We start from the raw sequence: 20,297 nt of genomic DNA, 5'->3' as shown, positions 1-20,297 counted from the left end.
ATATGAAAAAATTATTCCTTTTTGATGCAATGGCCTTGATTTATCGTGCCCATTTTGCATTTGCAAAAACACCCAGAATCTCATCAAAAGGAATTAATACCAGTGCCGTCTTCGGTTTTACCAATACCATTTTGGAAGTCATTCAAAAGGAAAAACCTGACTATTTAGGTGTAGCCTTTGACACCTCTGCTCCTACTTTTCGGCACATCGAATACACACCTTATAAGGCGCAGCGACAAGTTCAGCCAGAAGATATTACCATAGCCATTCCCTACGTGAAACGTCTAGTGGAAGCCATGGATATTCCATTACTTATCCTAGATGGTTATGAAGCCGATGATATCATTGGAACCATCGCTAAAAAAGCCGTAAAAGCGAATCCCGAGATCGTTGTTTATATGATGACACCAGATAAGGATTATGGGCAATTGGTGGAAGAAAGAATTAAAATGTACAAGCCTGCCTTTATGGGTAAGGGTGTTGAAATATTAGGTCCAGAAGAAGTATGTGCGCGGTGGAATATCCAACATGTTGACCAAGTGATTGATATGTTAGGCTTGATGGGTGATGCTGTCGACAATATTCCTGGTATTCCGGGAGTTGGCGAAAAGACTGCTCAAAAGCTGATTGAACAGTTTGGATCATTAGAAAATCTTTTAGAAAACACCGATCAACTCAAAGGGAAGCTTCAGGAAAACCTGGTAAATTTTAAAGAACAGGGCATATTATCCAAGCATTTAGCTCGAATTCTATGTGAAGTTCCATTAGAATACGAGGAAGAAAAGTTGCTGTATACTCCCCCCAACAAGGCTCTTATAGAACCTCTATTGGACGAGTTGGAATTCCGTACCTTGAGGAAAAGAATTTTAGGGGAAGAAGCTGCTGCTGAACCCATAGCACCTAAAGCTAAGGCTAGCCCTAAAGTATCGGCCAATCAAATGGACATGTTTGGTAGTCCTACCCCAGCTGCACCTATCCCTTCCGTTTCTAAAGAAGAAAATATAGAAGAGGAAGAAGCTTCTAGCTATCAATCTTTTAACACACTTGAAAATACGCCTCACCAATATCACTTAGTTCAAGGTGAAGCCGCCATCAAGGGATTGATATCATATTTGGCCAGACAGGCATCTTTTTGTTTTGATACAGAAACTACTAACATCAATGCCATTGATGCAGAATTGGTAGGAATGTCATTTGCTTATCGAAAAGGAGAAGCTTTCTACATTCCTTTTCCTGAAAATTCAGCTGAATGCCAACAGCAATTAGATTTGTTCAAGGAGCTTTTTGCCAATGAACAAATTCAGAAAATTGCTCAAAATATCAAATATGATATGAGTGTCTTGGCCAATTATGGGATAGAAATCAAAGGAGAAACCTACGATACCATGTTGGCTCACTACCTGATTGAACCTGAAAAACGCCATAATATGGACGCAATGTCCATGAGTTATTTGCATTATGAGCCTATGTCCATTGAGAAATTAATTGGCAAAAAAGGTACCAAACAAGGCAATATGCGGGATGTGGATTTAGATTTGGTAAAAGAATATGCGGCGGAAGATGCTGACATCACATGGCAAATAAAACCTCATTTGGACCAGTTAATGGCGAGTAATGATAAAACGATTCAACTTTTCAAAGAAGTTGAAATGCCTTTGGCCAGGGTTTTATCTACCGTAGAAAGAGAAGGAGTTTTATTGGATATTCCTTTCTTAAAGGATATGTCAAATACCTTGGAAAAAGACTCACATGAGGTTCAAAAACAGATTTTTGAATTAGCAGGCGAATCATTTAATATAGCTTCTCCCAAACAATTAGGTGAAGTATTGTTTGAAAAACTACGATTAGATCCTAAAGCTAAAAAGACCAAGACAGGTCAATATATGACTGGGGAAGAAATCCTTTCCAAATTAGAGGGTGAACACAAAATCGCATCGTTGATCTTGGATTTTAGGGAATTACAAAAGCTCAAATCTACTTATGTGGATGCCCTGCCTCAATTGATTTCCCCGAAGACAGGTCGTATTCATACCTCTTTCATGCAGGCCGTAACAGCTACAGGCCGATTATCGTCCAAGGATCCCAACTTACAAAATATTCCAATCCGAACAGTTCGAGGAAGAGAAATTAGAAAGGCCTTTATTCCAAGAAACGAAGACTACCAAATACTTTCAGCGGATTACTCTCAAATAGAATTGCGCATCATGGCAGCCTTTTCACAAGATGAATCCATGTGCGAGGCCTTTAACAAAGGCTTAGATGTTCACAAAGCCACGGCAGCAAAAGTTTTTCAAGTTCCTTTAGAAGAGGTCAGCTCAGATATGAGACGAAAAGCCAAAACGGTCAACTTTGGAATTATTTATGGGGTATCAGCCTTTGGTTTAGCTGCTCAAATTGGAATTTCCAGAACAGAAGCTAAAGAAATCATCGATCAATACTTCATTGAATTCCCGAAAGTGAAGTCATACATGGATCAAAGTATAGCCAAAGCAAGAGATTATGGCTACGTAGAAACCGTATTAGGAAGAAGACGTTATTTAAAAGACATACTATCTCCCAATATGAATGAGAGGGGTTTTGCGGAGCGAAATGCCATCAATGCACCCATTCAAGGATCTGCTGCTGACATGATCAAAGTGGCCATGATTCAGATTCAAGATTTCTTATGGAAAGAAAATCTCAAGTCGAAAATGATCTTGACGGTACATGACGAACTTGTATTTGATGCTCATGTGGATGAAATTGGCTACCTTCGTGAAAAGATTGATAAAATCATGTGTTCTGCCCTCGATTTAGGGGTTGTCATTGAAACGGGTATTGGTGTTGGTGCAAATTGGTTGGAGGCCCATTAAAGATTAAATTGTGAATATTTCCATCGCATTATGTACCCGTAACGGGGAAAAATTTTTAAGAACACAACTTAGTAGCTTTGTTGATCAAACCTTGCAAGCCGATGAAATCATTGTTTGCGATGAGGGGTCCACAGATCAAACTTTAGCCATATTAGAGCAATTTTCAGATAGATTACCCCTTAAAATTTATAAAAACCCTGAACGATTAGGCACCTATCGTAATTTCGAAAAAGCCATGTCTCTTTGTCAGGGAGATATTATTTTCCCTGCCGACCAAGATGACTTTTGGGTACCACAAAAGCTGGAAAGAGTATTTACTTATTTCAATTTACATCCAGAAATTGATGCCATTTTTACAGATGCGCTGTTGGTGGATGAATTTGGCCAGACTTCAGGCAAGCAGCTTTGGCAATCTTTCCGCTTTAGACAAAAACAGCAGCAAGAATGGAAAAACGGTAAATCCCTTGAAATCTTATTGGATGGCAATCGTGTTACTGGCTGTACTATGGGAATTAGAAAGTCGTATTTTGAGCGTGTGAGTCCCTTCCCAAGCTCTCTTCCTTCTTCCTTTTTGCACGATGCTTGGTTAGGAATTATGGCTGCCGCCGAAAACAAAATTGATTTTATTCCTGCTACCTATGTACACTACCGTTTGCATTCAGAACAGCAAGTGGGAGTTAAAGGTACAGAAGGCAAACCTCCTACCATGGTTGATCGCATGAGCCGATCACATGCTGAGAAACTAGCTCCTTACCAAAAAGCCTGGTCATTTCTTTGTCAAGTGAGAGAAGCCATGCTAGCCACCAATGCAAATCTTTCATTGGAAGCTTTAGACACTAAAATCGATTATTTAGAAAGAAGAGCTCATCTTCCTGAAGCCCGCTGGAAACGTCTAAAACCTACACTTCACAACCTCCTGGGTGGGCATTACCACCGCTTCAAAGACATGGATTCTGAGGCCCTAGCACCATATTTGATGTTTCTGGGAGACCTGTTGGAATAAAAATAAAAAATGAAGAATGTAGAATGAAGAATGTAGAATTTGTGGTTTAAATATTAAGCTTTCAAAATACTCCCTAAAATCCAATTATCTCATCTGATTTTGTAACAAAATTTAACTTTTCAAGTTTGACTCTCTTTATAGATTATTCTCAAAATCCATTTTGTACTGCTTCTTTATTGGTAATCTGCATTTTGATTATAAATCCAAATTAAAAGACCTTCCCATTGATTCTTTAAGATGAGCACCGAAAAATATTATGAACTTTAAAAGTCGTTTCTACATTCTTCACTCTACATTCTTCATTAATCAATAAACCGCTTCACCACATTCCCATAAGAGTCTATCCTTCGATCGCGGAAGAATGGCCAAGTTTTACGGTAGTATTCACTTGATTCTACATCCACAGATAGGACAGCGATCTCTTCTTGATCATGAGGGGCTTGGTACATGACACGTCCAAATGCATTGGAAACAAAGCTTCCTCCCCAAAATTGTTGACCATTTTCAATACCAACTCTGTTAACTGAAACCACTGGAATTCCATTGGCAATAGCATGACTCCGTTGAATCGTTTGCCAAGCTTGATATTGCTCCCGATTAATATCTCCATTTTTTTCTTGCAAATCCCAACCAATCGCCGTTGGATAAACCAACACCTCTGCTCCTTTCAAGGCCGTTAAACGTGCCGCTTCGGGGTACCATTGGTCCCAACAAATTAACACGCCAATTTTGGCAAATTTGGTCTGATAAACCTGATAACCTAAATCTCCCGGGGTGAAATAATACTTTTCATAATAGCCCGGATCATCCGGAATGTGCATTTTACGATACTTACCTAAATAAGAACCATCAGCATCAATCACCGCCGTGGTATTATGGTACAATCCAGCAGCTCTTTTCTCAAATAAGGAGGCTACAATCACTACATTAAGCTCCTTAGCCAATTCTCCCAATTCGTCGGTACTTGGCCCTGGAATTGATTCTGCTAATTCAAAAAAACGCGGATTTTCCTCGTAACAGAAATAGATTGATTTAAATAATTCTTGTAAGCAAATCACTTGTGCCCCCTTAGCAGCTGCATCACGGATGGATTGTATGGTTTTAGTCCAGTTTTTAGTTAAATTTTCTGAGACAGACAATTGGATTAATGCAAAGGATACGTTTTTCATATTGTTTGAGAAGCGCTTATAATGGGATCTAATGAAACCTTGTTTAAACAATCAAAATGACCAAGTGGACAATAATTACCGCCTTGAGTAGAACAAGGTCGACAATTAATTTGTGTATTAACAACGGATGTAAATTCAGTTTGATAGGGATAAAAACCAAAATCTGAATGGGTTGCACCCCATAAAACAACTATTTTTTTCTTCAAAGCGGCAGCAATGTGCATCATGCTAGAATCATGCGCTATGACAAATTCCGCTTGTTGCATTAAAGATGCTGAAGCAGCCACGGAAGTCTGATTGCATAAATTAATGACCTTATCTGGAAATAACGTTTTCAAACGATAACCATAATGTTCATCCCAATTATCTCCAATCAGTACCAATTGTCCTTCGATTCGCTCGCACAACTCAATCATTTTAGGGTATGATAAGACTTTGGTCACATACTGTGCTCCAATGGCATATATGATGTATTTACCTTGAATACCAAAATCAATTGGATTAACAGATTGGCCTGCTGGAATAAAATAATCTAATCCTTGTTCATCGGAATGGATATCCAATTTTTTTAATGAGTCGAAATATCGATCCACCAAATGCTTTTTAGGCAACAAGTTAATTTTCTTTTTCACTAGGAGTTTACGTTCCTTAGTGAACTTATCTATCTGATACGGGATTTTGCCTAATAATAAGCATAACAGATGTGAACGTACATTTTTGTGCAAGTCGACCACAGCATCAAAACCTTCTTTTCTAAGTTTTGAGGCTAATTTCCAAAGGTTCCCTTGGTAAGAATGTACCTGATGAACATAAGGATTCCCTTCCCACAAATTGGCATATTGCTGCTTAGTTACCACATGAATTTCAGCTTGTGGATAGCGCTGTTTCAACGCCCTGATGATGGGTGTTGTCAGGATAATATCCCCTAAAGAAGAAAAACGAATGCAGAGAATTTTGTTCATTGGTCGCAAATAGCGCCGTAAAATTAAGAAAATTCAATAGCCAAGCCTCATACTTTCATTCTTTTCGGTAAATTGCGCACTAATTTGATTACTTTAATGGAAAATAAAAAACAAGACACCGCCTCAGCTTTAAAGGACATTATATCCCATGCCAAAGAATATGGCTTCGTATTTCCTTCCTCAGAAATTTATGATGGTTTGCAGGCTGTATATGATTATGGCCAGAATGGTGTTGAACTAAAAAATAATTTAAAAATGGTCTGGTGGAAAGCCATGACCATGTTACATGATAATGTAGTAGGTATTGATGCCTCTATTTTCATGCATCCCCTAACTTGGAAAGCTTCTGGTCACGTTGATTCATTCAATGACCCGATGATTGACAATAAAGATTCAAAGAAACGATATCGGGCTGATACATTATTAGAGGATCGTGCCGCTCAATATGAAGCAGAAGGTAAAGCCGATGTTGGTAAATCCTTGTTGCAAAAGATGGCCAAAGCCTTGGATGCAGGGGATTTGGAGGCAGTCCGACAAATCATCATCGATGAGAATATCACATGCCCCGTTTCCAATACAGCCAATTGGACAGAAGTTCGTCAGTTTAATTTGATGTTTTCTACCCAAGTAGGAGCTGTATCGGAAGACGCCAGCTTAATTTATTTACGTCCAGAAACAGCACAAGGGATTTTTGTTAATTTCTTGAATGTTCAAAAAACGGGACGGATGAAAGTGCCATTTGGAATTGCGCAAATAGGAAAAGCTTTCCGCAATGAGATTGTGGCTAGAAACTTTATTTTCCGTATGCGTGAATTTGAACAAATGGAAATGCAATTCTTTGTTCGCCCTGGTACAGAAATGGACTGGTATGCCACTTGGAAAGAGGTTCGTATGAAATTTCACCAAGCCATTGGTTTACCAGCTTCGAAATTAAAATTCCACGATCATGAGAAATTGGCACATTATGCCAATGCTGCGGTGGATATTGAGTATGAATTCCCATTTGGCTTTAAAGAAATGGAAGGTATTCACTCTAGAACAGATTTTGATCTAAAAGCTCACCAAGATTTATCAAGGAAAAAACAACAATATTTTGATCCAGAAATCAACGAAAACTACATTCCTTATGTAGTTGAAACCTCTGTTGGAGCGGATCGTTTGTTCTTGGCTATCCTGTGTAATGCCTACACAGAAGAAATAGTTGGTGAAGGAGACCAACAAAAACAAAGAATTTACCTTAATTTACACCCAGCAATTGCCCCAATCAAGGTTGCGGTATTGCCATTAGTGAAAAAAGATGGTCTCGCTGAAAAAGCTCAGGAAATCAACCGTTCACTGAAATTTGCCTTTAATACAACCTACGATGAGGGTGGCGCTATTGGAAAGCGTTATACTCGTCAGGATTTAATAGGAACCCCTTATTGTGTAGTTATTGATTACCAAACGATGGAAGACAATACTGTCACCGTACGTGATCGAAACACAATGAGTCAGGAGCGCATTTCTATAGCAGACCTAAAAGAAAAATTAGGATATGCTGTATCGATGGAGCGTATTTTTGAAAAATTACTTGTTTAAACACGCAAACAACGATGAGTATGATGACCGAAGAGACCCCAAAAGCTGAAGAGATTTCCGCAGAAGCAATCACCCCCACGCCTGTTGCCCCTCTAGAGGAAACAGAAAAAGTGACAGAAAGCAGTGCAGAGATTGAATTAAGCAGTCCAATAGAAGCCATGTTAAGCACTGATGATAAAACAGTGGAATATCCACTTTTAGAAGATGGGCATTCAAAAGAACATTTACATCGCTTTTTTGGAAAATTAAAAGATTTGGTACAACAACATGCGGGTCCTGCGGTGTACAAAAAAGTTGATGAATTAATCAAGGAAGCCAAAGAATCTTGGGATAGTATCAAGCAAGCAGATCGACAAGCCGCATTAGATAGTTTCAAAGCTGCCAATGAAGGTTCAGAAGAAGGTTTTACCTATAAAGGTGACATCATCGCTCAGGAGATTGATACAGCCATTCATACGATTAAAAAGACGAAGCAAGACTTTTTCCAACAATTAGAAAAAGTACGTGAAAAAGCTTTGGAAGGAAAAACTCGCTTGATCAATGAATTACGCACCTTAGTAGATGCGGATGACAATTCGGATCCGGCTCATGTCAATGCTAGTTTTAAGGCATTCAAAAAAATACAAGACGAATGGAAGACCTTAGGTTCAGTTCAAGGACCCATGAATCAAACATTATGGCAGAGTTATCATGCTTTGGTCGATCGTTTTTATAGTAACCGCAGTATATTCTTTGAGTTGTTGGAATTAGATCGCAAAAAGAATTTACAAGCGAAAGAAACCATTGCAGTGAAGCTAGAAAGCTTAGCTGACATGGTGAGGCAAAATGTTCCTTTGCAAAAGTTGATGAAGGATGCAGAAGAATTGTTTGAAGAATACAAACATATTGGACCTGCCCATCGTGATGAAAATGAAGCATTATGGCAACGAGTAAAAAAATCATTGGATGTTTTATTTGAACAAAAAAGACTGGTCAATGATGCTCAAAAAGCCGTTTATGAAGATAATTTAAAGATTAAGAAAGAGTTAGCAGATTTGATGCACCACCATGCCACTTTCCAATCAGGCAGTATTGCCGAATGGAATCAAGCTTCCAAGGCCGTTTTAGCCTTACAGGAGCAATGGGGTAAATTGAAGGGCGGCTTGCCAAGAGAAGGAGGAAAAGAAGTGAGTCATCAGTTCTGGTCCGACTTGAAACTATTCTTCAAGCATAAAAGTGAGTTCTTTGCTAAAATAGATGCAGAAAGAAAAGCCAATTTAGCAGCTAAATTATTGTTGATTGAGCAAGTTGAAGGTATTGTAGCCGTTGGAACAGAAACACAAGAGATCACTCAACAAGTGATTGAATTGCAGAAGAAGTGGAAAGAGATAGGCCATGTTCCTGAAAAACAAAAAGATCAGGTTTATACCAAATTCAAAGCTGCATGTGATGCTTATTTCAATCTGAAACGTAGTAAAGGTAAAGGAGCGCAAGACGAAGAATTTGAAGCAAATTTGGTAGCGAAACAAGCTATTTTATCCGATTTAGAAGCTACTTTGAAGGATCCAAGCTTATTGGCTAATTTAAAAGCAAAGAAAGAAGCTTGGGATGCCATTGGTTTTGTTCCACGCAAGAATGTCAAAGAGATTCAAGAGAAATTCCGTAATACTTGGAATGCCGTTATTGATTTGGCTAGAACTCAACCTAAGGAACAATTAGCTGCTTGGGGCTTTGAGCTAAAATCTTTGCCAACAGAGACAGGTGGAGGTTCTGAAGAGCGTAGAAATCATTCAGGAGATAGCCGTAAGAAAATACAAGCATTGGAAAATGATATTGCGGTGTTAACCAATAACTTAGAGTTTTTTGCCAAATCTAAAGGCGCAGATAAATTACGTGCTGAGGTAGAAAAGAAGATTGCACAGGCTCAAAAGGAATTGGAAAAACTGAAAAAAGATTAAAAAAAATTAAGTTTTTTTGGGGCAACACTTGTCAATTTAAGCCTAGATGCTTACTTTTGCATACCCAATTCAAGCCTCCTTAGCTCAGCTGGTAGAGCAACTGACTTGTAATCAGTAGGTCATTGGTTCGATCCCGATAGGAGGCTCATTAAAGCTCAACAGTTATGTTGGGCTTTTTTGTTGTAATCAAAGGTCATTGGAATTGCATTCCGCAACTGGGCGTCCCCGTTGATCCCGATAGGAGGCTCTTGGTAATCAACCCGTTACGATGTAATAATTGTAACGGGTTTTTTATTTGCATCCAAATTTGCACCTGAAAATTCATTCGTTTATATCACTCGATGAATTTGAATCAATCATTACTTAAAATATGTAAGAAAAATAAGATGTAGAAAGAATAATATTAATTTATAAACAATTTTGTTTACGTTTGCGTTATGAACTCTTACATTGAAAAATTTAAAGGTATCCATCCAGGAATTATTTTGGAGAGAGAATTAAAAAAAAGAGCCCTATCACAGCGCCCTTTTGCCCTTTCTATTGGGGAGCATCCACAAACTCTCAATGCCATAACTAAAGGTAAAAGAAATTTAAATACCTCTATTGCTTTAAAAATTGAGTCAAAACTAGGATTAGAAGAAGGCACTTTAGCGCTATTACAAACTTTTTATGAAATCAATAAGGAGAAGAAAAAACTAAAGCAAAATACACCTAATCTATCTATACTACGCAAATCATTATTTTGGGATACTGATATCGATCAAATAGATTGGGGCAAACAATACAAAGCTATTATTCATCGAATCTTTGAAAGAGGAAATGAGCTTGAAATCAATGAGATAAAACAGTTTTACGGCACAGCAATCATCAATGAAGTAATAAATAATAATTCTAGAAAACCTTACACTGTTTATTCATTAAATAAAAATGCTGCATTACAACACGATTAATGAGTTGTTAAAAAATAGTATTTTTATTTTAATGAATGAGCCTATTTTAAAACCATTTAGAATAGTAGGTGGTACAGCACTTAGTTTACAAATAGGTCATAGAGAATCCATTGATATTGATTTATTTAGTGACTTAGAATATGGAAGAATCAATTTTGACGAAATTGATAATTTTCTGAAACAAAATTTCAATTATGTCACTTCCAATTCAATACTACCCGCCATTGGTAAAGCTTATATCATCGGGGAACATCAACAAAAAACTATCAAATTAGATATCTACCATACTGACCCATTTATCTTTCCTCAAATAGAAATTGACAACATTCGTATGGCTTCTATTGAAGAAATCATTGCAATGAAAATGGAAGTCATACAAAGAGGTGGAAGAAAAAAAGACTTTTGGGATTTGCATGAATTATTACCAAAATATACCATTCCTCAAATGCTAGAATATCATAAACAAAGATATCCTTACACTCATGATAGAATACTAATCATTCAAAATTTGACAAATTTCGAAAATGCAGAGGACGATTTAAGCCCCAAATGTTTGAAAGGTAAATACTGGGAATTTATAAAAGATGATTTTCAAGAAATCATATCTAATCTAACTAACATGCCAGAATGACCTTCGAACAATACCTCTGAATCATTCTTCCCCATTTATTTTCCGCCTCTAATCCTCCCCTTCTTCCACAGACATGAAGGGAAATTGTGTTTTTCGATTTTAAAACTTAACATTACACAGCATTCAGCTGATCTTCCTTGAGTCTAACATGCAGAAAAGCTGAAATTTTTCTGTTCAATTATCAACCAAAAAAACTATGAATCACTCAAAACCATTAGTTTGGGCTATGTTAGGATTTGGCCTAGCATGTTCCATTGCCTCTTGCTCCACACAAGAAAACAAGTCCGAAAAGCCTACCGTTTCTGTCAACTCTGAAAAAGAAATCATCCAACGAGGTGAATACTTAGTTACTACCATGGGGTGCAACGATTGCCATTCACCAAAAAAAATGGGTCCGAAAGGTCCTGAAATCATTCCTGAACTATTGCTTTCTGGCTATCCTTCTGATAGACCCATCGTGAAATTTGATAGTCCATTAATCAAACAAGGTTTTGCTCAACTATACCCTGATTTAACTGCAGCTGCTGGCCCTTGGGGAGTATCCTTTGCAGCCAACCTGACTCCAGATGAATCTGGAATTGGCAATTGGACAGAAGATCAATTTAAACTGGCATTGACTAAAGGTAAATTTAAAGGACTTGAACATGAACGTATGCTATTACCACCCATGCCCTGGTTTAATTTTATCAACCTCAAGGATGAAGATGCACATGCCATGTTCCAATATCTAAAAAGCTTGAAACCTGTAAAAAATGTAGTTCCTGCTCCAATCGCACCCAATAACATGTAAAGTCTCTAACATGCAGTAGAACCCTTGCATGCAGTAGAACCCATGCATGCATGGGTTCTACTGCATGTTTTTATCTACGAGAGAAGTGGTAAACTACTCTATTTTCGTAGATAGTAATTCAAGCTGCTACTATTGATACATGGATAGAGCGTGTTCCAATTTTTCCTTAATCTGCTTCCTTAAATTTTCAGGATACAATACTTCCAAATCATTTGCATACCTCATTAAAAAACTCTCTAATTCCACATTAATTTCAATATCCCAAGTGATAATCATTGATAGTGGATTATCGATCACTTCCATTTTTTGGCTGACATGCAGTGGGTACTGAGTTAAATATTCTAAAATCCAGCTGGTGGCTGAAATACGAACTTGAACCTTTTCTGGCTTAATATCTGGATTAACTAAGTTATTTCGAAGAATACCCAACATATTTTTAAAATAATCTGGAGGATAGAAATCAGGAGAAAATCGTAACATATATTTCATGTCTATCCTTCTTAACTGATCCATTCGATCCAAAGCAAACAAGCGAAGCGTATTAATATTCGTTTTCACGATTCTTTCTTGTAGATTAACCTCTTGCATCAACACGTACCAACCTGTATACCACCCATTATTGTATTCTTTGATCATCAAAGGAATACCTTGGTAGTACTTTAATCGAGATGAGTGAGCCAATCCCTGATAAGAAAACTCGATGCAAGCTTTTGAAGCAATAGCTTCTAACATAGGTTTAATTTTATCCGAACCTGACCTTTCTCCCTCCTTAATTAATTGTATGCTCGGCCATGCGTTAATTTCATGGTAATTAGTTAGGTTATTTTCTAAGGTAATTGCCCTCAACTTATTGACAATCCCTTGCCCTGCTCCATCAGTAAATAAATGTTGATTCAAATCAATCACAGAAGCAAGCTGATTCAACTCCTTTTCAGAAAATGTGGGAAAAGCTGAAATGTCGTGTCGAACATAATAAAAACAATACTGAGAACGAGCATATCGAATCAACTCCCCCATCTCATCTTCCAAACTAGGATAGCGTTGCTTTAATAATTCTTTCAAAGCATTTAAATCTCGACTAAAACTACGCTCTGAGTAGCTCGCTACATCAAAATGTTTAGACAAATACTCATTTACAGAAGCAAAATTCACTTGAAATGCCTTTTGTAAAAATAGGTTGTTAATTTCTTTGAGGCGGTCAGAAGGGGAAAGCATGAAGAATGAAGAATGGAGAATGTAGAATGAAGAATGGAGAATGAAGAATGTAGAATGAAGAATGTAGAATGAATCGAATCACAATGTAATAAAAATTCATAAGTCGCCAAGTTTTGGCGGAGTATAATTGGAATTTTGGGTATCAAACAAAAATTTAAATACCATGAATACCAGACTACTTAAATCACTGATGTTTAGTTTAGTACTAATTTGGATTGTATTTTATGCTACAGAAGGCATAGCTAAGGCTATTTGGTCAAAAAAAACATTGAAAAAACTCAATATGTGGCTATTGGCAGCTATCGTATTCTTAGTAGGGCTGTCGCTATATTTAATCTTTGCCCCTTATCATCTTTTTGGACCAAGCCCAAGTGATGGCTACTATTCCCTCATCGTTACAGCCCATATAAGTTACTTAATGGTAGGTTGCGGATTGAATCTCTTCTCTGAATTGGATGAAAAAAAATTAATTAGTCAATAAAATCCTGATAAGAGTGGGACTTAATAGCTTCGAGAAGATTTCATATTCTGGAAATAAAGGGCAGATAGGAGGAATTCGCTAAATATTTGTTGGTAGTAAAGGATACTATTTCAACAAATATTGGCTAATTTAGATTACTGTTCCTAGTGTTCCATATAATCATGTACTATCCAACAACCTCTTATTCCATCTGGAATTCTTTAGGTCATTCACAACCATCGAAACTGGAGGTTAATCGGATTTACTCTTCTACTTATGCAATCTATTATTCTGCCTGTTCCTCAAAATGAGGAAGAAAGATTAACGGCTCTTCTAGATTATAAAATCCTTGATACCATTTCAGAAGAGGAATTTGATGATTTAACACTTTTAGCCTCAAGTATTTGTCAGGTACCGATTGCACTAATTTCTTTAATTGACAAAGATCGACAATGGTTTAAATCCAAAATTGGCATGACCGATGCGGAGACCAGTCGTGATATTTCCTTTTGTCAATATACCATCATGGGTGATTCGATATTTGAAGTTCAAAATGCGCTTCAAGACAATCGATTTAAAGATAATCCATTTGTTACTGGTCAAGATCAAATCCGCTTTTATGCAGGAGCGCCTCTGATTGACCCAAATGGCTATGCCATTGGTTCTTTATGTGTTTTAGATCGAGTACCTAGGCAATTGACCAAGGAGCAGAAAAAGTCGCTACAAACGCTTTCTAAACAAGTTATCAATCAACTAGAACTTCGTCAAAAAAACATTCAATTAAAAAATGAGATTTCCTCTTTAGCTAAAAAGGCTTTGGAAGATCTTAGCCAAGAATTAGACTCCTATAAATTAGCGTTAGATCAAACATCTTGTGTCATTATTACTGACGAACATGGAATCATCAAATTTGTCAATGACACGACTTGTCGAGTTACGAAATTCAGCAAAGATGAATTAATTGGCCAGCACAATCGTATTTTAAATTCAGGCTACCATCAACCTGAATATTTTGCCAATATGTGGCAAACCATACAAAATGGTTCTATTTGGAAAGGCGAAATCAAGAATAAAGCCAAGGATGGTAGTTTATTTTGGGCTGATTTAACCATTGTCCCCATTTTCGATGAACAGGGAAAAGCTAGTAAATTTTTAGCCATAAAAAGTGATATTACCCGTCAAAAACAAGATGAAGATCAGCTCAAACAATACTTTGACTTATCAAAAGACTTGTTGTGTATCGCTAACACCAATGGATATTTCGAACGACTAAGTCCCAGTTTTTCTGAAATATTGGGCTATTCAAATGAAGAATTAATGGCTCGGCCATTTTATGATTTTATCCTAGCAGAAGATGTACTTCCGACGCAAAAAGTCATTTCTAGCTTAGCCGCAGGACATGAAGTTGTGAATTTTGAAGCTCGGTTTACTTGCAAAAATGGAGGTCATAAAATTTTAAGTTGGAACGCCTCTCCTGATAAAGGAACAGGTCTATTATTTGCCACAGCTAGGGATATTACCGAAATCAAAGCAAGAGCTGAAGAAAATAAGCGATTGTCATTTGTAGCCCGTGCTACCGATAATATGGTGGTCATAACGGACAAAACAGAAAGAATTCAATGGGTTAACGAACCCTTTGAAAAAATCACTGGCTATACTTTTGAAGAAGCAATGGGTAAAAAACCAGCTGAGCTCGTTCAATATGGAGGTACAAGCCCTGAAACAAAAAAAACCATCCGAGAAGCGCTTGATCACCATAAAGCATTTCGAGGGGAAATTCAAAATATCAATAAAGCAGGAAAAGAATATTGGGTAGACCTGTATATTAGCCCCATTTATAATGATAAAGGCGACTTAATCAATTACATCGCTATTGAATCGGACATTACCGAGAAAAAAGAAAAAGACAGTAATATTGCCAATTTGCTGGCGACACAGAAAGCCATTTTCTATGGAGTTGGCTTGTGTGTTATATTTACTGATACCCAGGGAGTCATTCAAAACATCAATCAAGCTGCTTTGAATTTGTTGGAATATAAGAGCGGTGATCTCATCGGAAAAGCCACTCCTGCCCTATTTCATGATCCAGAAGAAATCAAAAAAAGAGCCAAAGACTTAAGCTCGGAACTGGGGATTGATCTTAAACCTAGTTTTGAAACCTTTGTCATTAAAGCTAGGAGTAAAGGTGTTGCAGATGCAAATGAGTGGACATATATTTCAAAATCGGGAAAACGTATTCCCGTTTGGCTAAGCGTAACATGCATTCGACATGTCAATGGAGAAATCTTAGGGTACTTGGGAGTGGCAGAAGATAATACACTTAAAAAACAAGTAGAGAATGAATTGATTCAAGCTAAAAACTTAGCAGAGCAAGCGGTATTTGCAAAAGATAGTTTCTTAGCAAACATGAGCCATGAAATCAGAACACCTTTGAATGCGGTTATTGGCTTTACCGAACTTTTGACGCAAAGTGATTTATCCCAGGAGCAGAAAGAATATGTGGAACATATTCAGACTGCGGGTGATAATTTATTAGTTATTATCAATGAGATACTAGACTTATCCAAAATTGATTCGGGCCAATTGCACATAGAAGAACATCCTTTCAATGTGAAAAATACACTGAAGCATGTACATGAATTACTCAAAGTAAAAGCCCAAAAGAATCAACTGGATTTTAGCTTATTATTGGATGCAGAAATTCCAGAGACAATTATTGGTGATAAGATTAGAATCAATCAAATTTTGATGAATTTGGCTGGAAATGCCATCAAATTTACAGAAGAGGGTGAAGTGGTTATTTCTGTTAAAAAAACAGCCGAAACTGACCAAACCATCACACTTCGTTTTTCAGTAAAAGATACGGGTATTGGAATTGCAGAATCCAAGCTAGAAAGCATCTTTGAAAGGTTCAGACAAGCAGAAGAAAGCACTACGAGAAAATTTGGAGGAACGGGCCTTGGTTTGAATATTGCCAAACAAATGGTTGAGCTTCAGCATGGGAAGCTAGAAGTAAAAAGTAAATTAGGTCAAGGGTCTGAATTCTATTTTAGTCTAGAGTTCAAAAAATTCTTTGATAATAATAAAGAATTGAAAGATCAACACAATACCTTAGACAATGAACTCGGAAAATTGTCTATTCTGTTGTGTGAAGACAATGAATTAAACCAGCGTCTAGCTAGAACAGTGGTTCAAAACTTTGGATTTGATATCGATATTGCAGACAATGGGCAATTAGGCATTGAATTGATTAAGAAGAAAAAGTACGACCTCGTCTTGATGGATTTACAGATGCCCGTACAAGATGGTTATCAAACAACCATTATGATTCGGAATGAGCTCAAAATGAGCATTCCCATTATAGCGATGACGGCTCACTCCTTGGTGGGTGAACAACAGAAATGTTTTGATATTGGAATGAATGCCTATGTAGCCAAACCATTTAAACAGTATGAACTGTTTGAAGCGATACAAGATGTCATTAAAAAACAACGAGCTTCTACGGATCAAAGTCAAGAGGACACTAGTTCAAAAGAGTCTTTAGAAGAAAAACTGGCACCTATTGATTTTACTTATTTAGATGAATTATCTGGTGGAGATGCTGATTTTAAAAAAGAAATGATGGAGCTTTTTATCAAAAATGTACCGGTTGATTTACAAGAACTAGCCCAAGCTATTCAAGAAAAAAATCAGGCTCAAATCAAAAAATCAGCTCATCACATGAAATCTTCATTAGCTATGTTTCAATTAGCCAAGGGAATACAATTCTTAGAAGCTACAGAACAACAGGCAGCAGGTGAAATCATGGATTCTCAATTGCCTAAAAACTTTCAAGATTTCCAAACATATATACAGTCCGTTATTTTGTCATTAAAAAATTTACTCTAATCTACCTCATACTAAGGTCTAGCTATTGAATTTATTCCAATGCTAGGCTAGTTCTTTAAAATTTTACCAAATGAAAGTATTACTCGCTGAAGACAATGAAATATTAAGAACTTCCCTTTCCTTCTTCTTAAAGAAGCAAGGTTTTGAAGTAAGCCCTTTTAGTAATGGGAAAGAAGCTCTGGAATCCATCAAAGAGCATTCTTATGATATCATTTTAACAGACATCAACATGCCTGGATTTAGTGGATTGGAGATAACGGAGTATGTCCGAAATACACTCCATTTAGAAACTCCTGTTATTATTTTCACCTCCTCTACCGTAGAACAAACAGAATTAGATTCATTTCGAATTGGAGCTAATGAATTTATCGCAAAACCGGTAAGTCCTGCGATTTTATTGATTAGAATGAATAAATTACTGAATAAATAGAAATAGCACAGCGCAGATGTTAGCATACAGTTTGCAATTCTTTTCTGAATTAGACCCTGCAGATTTTATTATTGTGGGGGCTATTTCAGTATTTACGATTGTTTCCATTATTCTATTTATTGCCATTGTCTTGAGTCGATTGTACCATATTCGGCAAGCTGTACATTTTGAAAAAAATTCAGAAACCATCAATAACCTCTTGTTGGAAATTCTATTTAATGACAAAAACCATGTTGATTTAATGGAAGACAAAAAGCTGTTGCGCTTATTTTCTATCCCTCAATTTAGAGCTCAGTTGATGGAGTCTGTCATTAATTTACATCAAAATTATGAAGGAGAATATGCAGAAAGCCTTCGCGAATTTTATGTAGAATCTCAGTTAATGGCTGATTCCTTTGTCAAATTGCGAAACAAGAATTGGGAAATAAAATGTAAGGGAATCAAAGAATTGACAGAAATGAATATCAAAAGAGCCTATGAGCATTTGGTGGAGTTATCCAAATCCAATCATCCCATTTTAAAAATCAATGCCTTGAATGGCTGCATTAAAATCAATGGTCCCCAAGGTATCATTCACCTCGCTAAACATAAATATACCATTGATTTATGGACCCAGTTAAACATTATTGATGCCCTAAAAAAAACATCATTATTGGATACCCAAAATATTGAACTTTTGCTTGAATCAAAAAACAATTCAGTGATTAGTCTAGGTTTAAAAATCATTCATACCTTTAAACTATTTGAAAAACAGTCTCATGTAGAAGCTTTATTACAACACAAACATGCCAGACATATTCAGCAGGAAGCTGAAAATCTATTAGTTAATTTCAATTCTTATGGCAAAGAAATAAATTGATATGGGATCATCCAATTTACCTTTCCCGGTTGAGTTATATTTAGGCATAGCCTTAGCCTATGCTGTGACAATCATGTCATCCTATTTGTACCTCGCGTTTTTGTCTGTCAAAGAATTGAAAGCTTATTTAAAGCGAAATAGTTTCGAAAACTACGAAGTTCTACTTTCCAGTGAATATGCCCCCTTTTTATCCATCATTGCCCCAGCATATAATGAGGGATTGACTATTGAAGAAAATGTAAAATCTCTCTTATCTCTGAATTACAATCATTATGAAGTGATTGTTGTCAATGATGGCAGTAAGGATAATTCTATAGAAATCTTGAAGGCAACTTATGATCTGGTACCATTACAACTGGATAAAGTTGGCTCTATTCCTACAAAAACCATCAAAGCCGTTTATCAATCTCAAAATCCTGCCTTCAATAAGCTAATTGTGGTAGATAAAGAAAATGGAGGAAAGGCGGATGCGCTCAATGTAGGCATAAATATTTCCAAACACCCCTATGTAGTTTGTATTGATGTGGACTGCATATTGGATAAAGATGCTTTGCTAAAATTAGTGAAGCCCTTTATGGAAACGAGCCACAAAAGGGTCATCGCTACGGGAGGAGTCGTTCGAATTGCGAATCAATGTATCATCAAAGATGGGCGATTAATTGAAGTCAATATTCCCGATAAATTAATGCCTCGTATTCAGGTTTTGGAATATTTGCGAGCCTTTTTATTAGGAAGAATGGCATGGGAAAGGCTGGATGGACTTTTACTTATCAGTGGGGCCTTTGGAGCATTTGATAAGGAAATTGTGGTTGCTTGTGGAGGGTATAATACTAAAACTGTAGGAGAAGACATGGAGCTGGTGGTTAGAATGCGTCGGTATATGCATGAAAAAAAACTCGCCTATACTGTGAGTTATATCCCTGACCCTCTTTGCTGGACAGAAGCTCCTGAATCGCTAGATATTTTCAATAAACAAAGGAGTAGGTGGATGCGGGGAACAATTGAAACTTTATGGGAACATCGCATTATGTTCATGAATCCTAAATACAAATTATTGGGATTGGTTAGCGTTCCGTATTGGACATTTTTTGAATTTTTCGCGCCCTTAGCAGAAGTTATTGGAATTTTAGCCACCCTATATTTTATTTTGGTTGGCATGATGAATTGGCATTATTTCTTCCTTCTCATGATTTTCGTGTATTCATTTGCCATACTTTTTTCCATTCTAACTCTTTTTACCGAGGAAAGAACCTTTCATAAATATACCAAGGTTGATGACTTCTTAAAACTTCTAGGTGCTGCCTTCATTGAACCTTTTTATTTTCATCCATTAAGTGTCTTTTCTGCATTTAAAGGCTATGTCGATAAGATTAAAGGAACTCATTCCTGGGGTGAAATGACGAGAAAAGGATTTAATAAGAAATTGTAAATTATAAGTTATAAATGGTATGTTATTAGCTATTAGCTATTAGCTATTAGTTATTAGAGAATAAAAAGGTTGCGTATAATTTTGAGTATGCTTAATTACTAAACACTAATATTTAAACCCTAAATCTAATACCTACTAAACTCT

At 36.8% G+C, this 20,297-nt stretch carries 15 protein-coding genes and 1 tRNA gene; 13 read left to right on the top strand and 3 right to left on the bottom strand.

Annotation, left to right across the window (positions count from 1 at the left end; all coding sequences use genetic code 11):
• Positions 1 to 2 precede the first annotated feature (2 nt).
• Both polA and EWU22_RS07395 read left to right on the top strand, forming a co-directional pair.
• The gene (gene polA / locus EWU22_RS07400; protein ID WP_130925045.1) at positions 3 to 2,852 is read left to right on the top strand and encodes a DNA polymerase I; all 2,850 of its coding nucleotides are present in this window, start codon (positions 3 to 5) and stop codon (positions 2,850 to 2,852) included.
• A 10-nt stretch (positions 2,853 to 2,862) separates the two neighbouring features.
• On the top strand, positions 2,863 to 3,855 hold the full coding sequence (locus EWU22_RS07395; RefSeq protein WP_161566812.1) for a glycosyltransferase: 993 nt from the start codon (positions 2,863 to 2,865) through the stop codon (positions 3,853 to 3,855).
• A 302-nt stretch (positions 3,856 to 4,157) separates the two neighbouring features.
• Here the strand turns inward: EWU22_RS07395 and EWU22_RS07390 are convergent, their stop codons facing one another.
• Both EWU22_RS07390 and EWU22_RS07385 read right to left on the bottom strand, forming a co-directional pair.
• Positions 4,158 to 5,024, bottom strand: a complete 867-nt coding sequence (locus EWU22_RS07390) for a carbon-nitrogen hydrolase (protein WP_130925043.1) — start codon at positions 5,022 to 5,024, stop codon at positions 4,158 to 4,160.
• Positions 5,021 to 5,986: a glycosyltransferase family 9 protein gene (locus tag EWU22_RS07385; RefSeq protein WP_130925042.1), complete on the bottom strand. Its 966-nt coding sequence runs from the start codon at positions 5,984 to 5,986 to the stop codon at positions 5,021 to 5,023. The genes EWU22_RS07390 and EWU22_RS07385 overlap by 4 nt, the downstream gene beginning before the upstream one ends.
• Before the next feature lie 96 nt (positions 5,987 to 6,082).
• Here EWU22_RS07385 and EWU22_RS07380 point away from each other — a divergent pair, with 96 nt between their 5' ends.
• From EWU22_RS07380 to EWU22_RS07355, 6 genes are all read left to right on the top strand, one after another.
• Positions 6,083 to 7,564, top strand: a complete 1,482-nt coding sequence (locus EWU22_RS07380) for a glycine--tRNA ligase (protein ID WP_130925041.1) — start codon at positions 6,083 to 6,085, stop codon at positions 7,562 to 7,564.
• Between the two features lie 20 nt (positions 7,565 to 7,584).
• Entirely contained in the window at positions 7,585 to 9,501 is a 1,917-nt protein-coding gene (locus EWU22_RS07375) for a DUF349 domain-containing protein (protein WP_231962817.1), read from the top strand.
• A 73-nt stretch (positions 9,502 to 9,574) separates the two neighbouring features.
• Positions 9,575 to 9,647: transfer RNA gene (locus EWU22_RS07370), tRNA-Thr, on the top strand.
• 291 nt (positions 9,648 to 9,938) lie between these two features.
• Positions 9,939 to 10,451: a helix-turn-helix transcriptional regulator gene (locus EWU22_RS07365; protein ID WP_130925039.1), complete on the top strand. Its 513-nt coding sequence runs from the start codon at positions 9,939 to 9,941 to the stop codon at positions 10,449 to 10,451.
• Between the two features lie 4 nt (positions 10,452 to 10,455).
• Entirely contained in the window at positions 10,456 to 11,082 is a 627-nt protein-coding gene (locus EWU22_RS07360) for a nucleotidyl transferase AbiEii/AbiGii toxin family protein (protein WP_231962815.1), read from the top strand.
• A gap of 196 nt (positions 11,083 to 11,278) precedes the next feature.
• Positions 11,279 to 11,872, top strand: coding sequence for a c-type cytochrome (locus EWU22_RS07355; RefSeq protein ID WP_109322671.1), 594 nt, complete (start codon positions 11,279 to 11,281; stop codon positions 11,870 to 11,872).
• 129 nt (positions 11,873 to 12,001) lie between these two features.
• On the opposite strand, the gene EWU22_RS07350 is transcribed toward EWU22_RS07355, so the two are convergent.
• A complete protein-coding gene (locus EWU22_RS07350) occupies positions 12,002 to 13,087 on the bottom strand; it encodes a helix-turn-helix transcriptional regulator (protein WP_130925037.1) in 1,086 nt (361 codons plus the stop codon).
• A 163-nt stretch (positions 13,088 to 13,250) separates the two neighbouring features.
• Here EWU22_RS07350 and EWU22_RS07345 point away from each other — a divergent pair, with 163 nt between their 5' ends.
• The 5 genes from EWU22_RS07345 to EWU22_RS07325 all read left to right on the top strand — a co-directional run bounded on the left by EWU22_RS07345 (position 13,251) and on the right by EWU22_RS07325 (position 20,153).
• Complete coding sequence (locus tag EWU22_RS07345) at positions 13,251 to 13,568, top strand: hypothetical protein (protein ID WP_130925036.1); 318 nt, start codon at positions 13,251 to 13,253, stop codon at positions 13,566 to 13,568.
• A gap of 255 nt (positions 13,569 to 13,823) precedes the next feature.
• Positions 13,824 to 17,435, top strand: coding sequence for a PAS domain S-box protein (locus EWU22_RS07340; protein WP_130925035.1), 3,612 nt, complete (start codon positions 13,824 to 13,826; stop codon positions 17,433 to 17,435).
• A 70-nt stretch (positions 17,436 to 17,505) separates the two neighbouring features.
• Complete coding sequence (locus tag EWU22_RS07335) at positions 17,506 to 17,865, top strand: response regulator transcription factor (RefSeq protein WP_130925034.1); 360 nt, start codon at positions 17,506 to 17,508, stop codon at positions 17,863 to 17,865.
• A 16-nt stretch (positions 17,866 to 17,881) separates the two neighbouring features.
• Positions 17,882 to 18,724, top strand: coding sequence for a hypothetical protein (locus EWU22_RS07330; RefSeq protein ID WP_130925033.1), 843 nt, complete (start codon positions 17,882 to 17,884; stop codon positions 18,722 to 18,724).
• A 1-nt stretch (position 18,725) separates the two neighbouring features.
• Positions 18,726 to 20,153, top strand: coding sequence for a glycosyltransferase family 2 protein (locus EWU22_RS07325; RefSeq protein ID WP_231962813.1), 1,428 nt, complete (start codon positions 18,726 to 18,728; stop codon positions 20,151 to 20,153).
• Positions 20,154 to 20,297: the final 144 nt, after the last annotated feature.

Source organism: Aquirufa nivalisilvae (assembly GCF_004307455.1).
GTDB classification, from domain to species: Bacteria; Bacteroidota; Bacteroidia; order Cytophagales; family Spirosomataceae; genus Aquirufa; species Aquirufa nivalisilvae.
Note: the sequence above shows the minus strand (reverse complement) of the source record. Positions and strands in the feature narration are given on the sequence as shown.

Coding starts and splice junctions, on each gene's coding strand:
- polA (WP_130925045.1), top strand. CDS start 3: ATGAAAAAATTATTCCTTTTTGATGCAATGGCCTTGATTTATCGTGCC.
- EWU22_RS07345 (WP_130925036.1), top strand. CDS start 13,251: ATGAATACCAGACTACTTAAATCACTGATGTTTAGTTTAGTACTAATT.
- EWU22_RS07390 (WP_130925043.1), bottom strand. CDS start 5,024: ATGAAAAACGTATCCTTTGCATTAATCCAATTGTCTGTCTCAGAAAAT.
- EWU22_RS07355 (WP_109322671.1), top strand. CDS start 11,279: ATGAATCACTCAAAACCATTAGTTTGGGCTATGTTAGGATTTGGCCTA.
- EWU22_RS07365 (WP_130925039.1), top strand. CDS start 9,939: ATGAACTCTTACATTGAAAAATTTAAAGGTATCCATCCAGGAATTATT.
- EWU22_RS07375 (WP_231962817.1), top strand. CDS start 7,585: ATGATGACCGAAGAGACCCCAAAAGCTGAAGAGATTTCCGCAGAAGCA.
- EWU22_RS07330 (WP_130925033.1), top strand. CDS start 17,882: ATGTTAGCATACAGTTTGCAATTCTTTTCTGAATTAGACCCTGCAGAT.
- EWU22_RS07385 (WP_130925042.1), bottom strand. CDS start 5,986: ATGAACAAAATTCTCTGCATTCGTTTTTCTTCTTTAGGGGATATTATC.
- EWU22_RS07325 (WP_231962813.1), top strand. CDS start 18,726: ATGGGATCATCCAATTTACCTTTCCCGGTTGAGTTATATTTAGGCATA.
- EWU22_RS07340 (WP_130925035.1), top strand. CDS start 13,824: ATGCAATCTATTATTCTGCCTGTTCCTCAAAATGAGGAAGAAAGATTA.
- EWU22_RS07335 (WP_130925034.1), top strand. CDS start 17,506: ATGAAAGTATTACTCGCTGAAGACAATGAAATATTAAGAACTTCCCTT.
- EWU22_RS07350 (WP_130925037.1), bottom strand. CDS start 13,087: ATGCTTTCCCCTTCTGACCGCCTCAAAGAAATTAACAACCTATTTTTA.
- EWU22_RS07380 (WP_130925041.1), top strand. CDS start 6,083: ATGGAAAATAAAAAACAAGACACCGCCTCAGCTTTAAAGGACATTATA.